1 protein-coding gene and 1 pseudogene are annotated in these 3,301 nt (G+C 54.5%); both read right to left on the bottom strand.

Translation table 11 applies throughout. From position 1 onward, the window contains the following. Nucleotides 1–838: pseudogene (locus WBC85_RS13765) on the bottom strand (DNA-directed RNA polymerase subunit beta'); the annotation flags it as partial. 91 nt (nucleotides 839–929) lie between these two features. Further along, on the bottom strand, nucleotides 930–3,301 hold a 2,372-nt coding region (rpoB, locus tag WBC85_RS13760; RefSeq protein ID WP_424438300.1), incomplete at its 5' end, for a DNA-directed RNA polymerase subunit beta.

Here is a 3,301-nt window from a genome sequence, read left to right as displayed (position 1 = left end):
TGTTACGGTTAATCACGCGGCGATACAGATCGTTCAGATCAGACGTCGCGAAACGGCCACCATCGAGCGGAACCAGCGGACGCAGCTCTGGCGGGATCACAGGGATCACGGTCAGGATCATCCACTCAGGACGGTTGCCGGATTCAAGGAAGCTTTCAACGACTTTAAGACGCTTGATGATCTTCTTTGGCTTGAGTTCACCTGTCGCTTCGGCCAGATCCGCGCGCAGCGTTTCTGCCTCGGATTCAAGGTCGATCTGAGCCAGCATTTCGCGGATCGCTTCAGCGCCGATGTTCGCAGTGAATGCGTCCATGCCGAAGGTGTCTTGGGCGTCCATATATTCTTCTTCGGTCATCATCTGACCGTAGGTGAGGTCCGTAAGGCCCGGCTCGATCACAACGTAGTTTTCAAAGTAGAGAACACGCTCGAGATCACGTAGAGTCATATCCAGCATCAAACCGATGCGCGATGGCAAGGATTTGAGGAACCAGATGTGCGCAACTGGGGATGCCAGTTCGATGTGGCCCATACGCTCACGGCGTACTTTTTGCAGTGTAACTTCAACGCCGCATTTTTCGCAGACAACGCCGCGATATTTCATGCGCTTGTATTTACCGCAGAGGCATTCGTAATCTTTGATCGGGCCAAAGATACGCGCGCAGAACAGGCCGTCCCGCTCTGGCTTGAAGGTACGGTAGTTGATGGTTTCCGGCTTTTTGATTTCGCCGAAAGACCACGACAGGATCCGCTCTGGCGAAGCCAGCGAGACTTTGATCTCATCAAACACCTTAGGAGGTGTGAGCGGGTTGAACGGGTTGTTTGTCAGTTCCTGGTTCATTTTCAAATCCTTGAAAGGGGAGCATTGGGAGATGGAGGGCGGCGGTTTTCCTTGAAAAACCGCCATCCAAATTTTCTAGAAAATTTGGGCCCTATTCATCTTCCTCCGCGTCCAGGAGTTCCATGTTCAGACCAAGGCCGCGGACTTCCTTAACGAGAACGTTAAAGCTCTCTGGAATACCAGCCTCGTAGTTGTCTTCACCTTTAACGATGCTCTCGTAGACCTTCGTGCGGCCTGCAACATCGTCCGACTTGACGGTGAGCATTTCCTGAAGCGTGTAGGCTGCGCCATATGCTTCAAGTGCCCAAACTTCCATCTCACCAAAGCGCTGTCCACCGAACTGCGCTTTACCGCCCAATGGCTGCTGTGTGACCAGCGAGTATGGACCAGTGGAACGCGCGTGGATTTTGTCATCCACAAGGTGGTGCAGTTTCAGAAGGTACTTGATGCCGACCGTCACAGGGCGCGCGAACTGCTCGCCTGTACGTCCGTCAAACAGAACCGACTGACCGCTTTCAGAGAAACCCGCACGCTTGAGGCTGTCGTTCACGTCATGCTCTTTCGCGCCGTCAAAGACAGGCGTCGCGATCGGCACACCGTTTGTGACGTTGCCCGCGGCTTCAATGAGGTCGCCCTCACTCATGCCGGCAATGCCCTCTTCGGAGACATCATCGCCATAAGCCAAGTGCATTGCTTCACGCACAGGCGTCAGATCGCCAGAACGGCGGTATTCACCCAGTGCTTCGTCAATGTTCAGACCCAGACCACGTGCGGCCCAACCCATGTGGGTTTCCAGAATCTGACCAACGTTCATACGCGAGGGAACACCCAGCGGGTTCAAACAGAAGTCAACAGGCGTACCATCGGCAAGGAACGGCATATCTTCCATTGGTACAACCTTGGAAATAACACCTTTGTTGCCGTGACGGCCCGCCATCTTGTCGCCTGGCTGAAGCTTGCGCTTCACAGCAACGAAGACTTTGACCATCTTCATCACGCCCGGAGGCAGATCGTCGCCGCGACGTACTTTTTCGACTTTGTCCTCGAAACGGGCATCCAATGTACGCTTTTGAATTTCGTACTGCTCGTTCAGGGCTTCAACGATCTGTGCGTCTTTTTCGTCCTTGAGGGCCAACTGCCACCACTGACCACGTGTCAGTGTTTCAAGCAGCTCTTCTGTGATCTCGGCGTTGGCTTTGACACCTTTCGGGCCTTTGACAGCCACTTTACCAAGGATCATACCCTGCAAACGTGCATAGATGTTGCGATCCAGAATGACGAGTTCGTCATCACGGTCACGCGCGAGACGCTCGACTTCTTCACGCTCGATCTGCAGCGCACGTTCGTCTTTTTCAACGCCGTGGCGGTTGAAGACGCGCACTTCGACAACGGTCCCGAAATCGCCCGGCTTAACGCGGAGCGATGTGTCGCGAACGTCAGACGCTTTTTCACCAAAGATAGCGCGCAGAAGTTTTTCTTCCGGCGTCATCGGGCTTTCGCCCTTTGGTGTGATCTTGCCGACCAAGATATCACCCGGCTCAACGTCTGCGCCGATGTAGACGATACCCGCTTCGTCGAGGTTACGAAGCGCTTCTTCGCCGACGTTTGGAATATCGCGTGTGATTTCTTCCGGGCCAAGCTTCGTGTCACGTGCGGCGACTTCGAATTCTTCGATGTGGATCGAAGTGAAGACGTCGTCACGCGAAATGCGCTCGGAGATCAGGATGGAGTCTTCGTAGTTGTAGCCGTTCCAAGGCATAAACGCGACGACCACGTTTTTACCAAGCGCCAGTTCACCCATATCCGTGGATGGACCGTCGGCAATAACTTCACCCTTTTGAACCGTGTCGCCCACTTTCACCAGCGGACGCTGGTTGATCGTGGTGTTCTGGTTCGAGCGCTGGAACTTGCGCATGCGGTAGATGTCTACGCCTGCATCGCCGAGTTCAAGGTCATGCGTTGCGCGCACAACGATACGCTGGGCATCGACCTGGTCGATGATACCTGCGCGTTTCGCCATGATCGCCGCGCCGGAATCGCGAGCAACAACTTCTTCGATGCCTGTACCAACCAGCGGCGCTTCTGCGCGCAGCAATGGAACGGCCTGACGTTGCATGTTGGAGCCCATCAAAGCGCGGTTCGCGTCGTCGTTCTCAAGGAACGGGATCAGCGAGGCGGCGACAGAGACCAGCTGCTTTGGCGAAACGTCGATCAGGTCCACATTTTCGTTCGGGGACAAGGTATAATCGCCAGACTTACGTGTAGAGACCAGATCGTTCACGAACTTCATGTTCTCATCAAGGTTGGCGTTCGCCTGAGCCACAGTGTGGCGCATTTCCTCGGTTGCGGACATGTAGTGCACTTCGTCGGTAACCGTACCGTTTTTCACAACGCGGTAAGGTGTTTCGATAAAGCCATACTTGTTCACCCGCGCGAATGTCGCAAGAGAGTTGATCAGACCAA

The organism is Planktotalea sp. (assembly GCF_049680325.1).
Classification (GTDB): domain Bacteria; phylum Pseudomonadota; class Alphaproteobacteria; order Rhodobacterales; family Rhodobacteraceae; genus Planktotalea.
The sequence above is the reverse complement of the archived record's forward strand: the minus strand, read 5'-3'. Positions and strand labels throughout refer to the sequence as shown.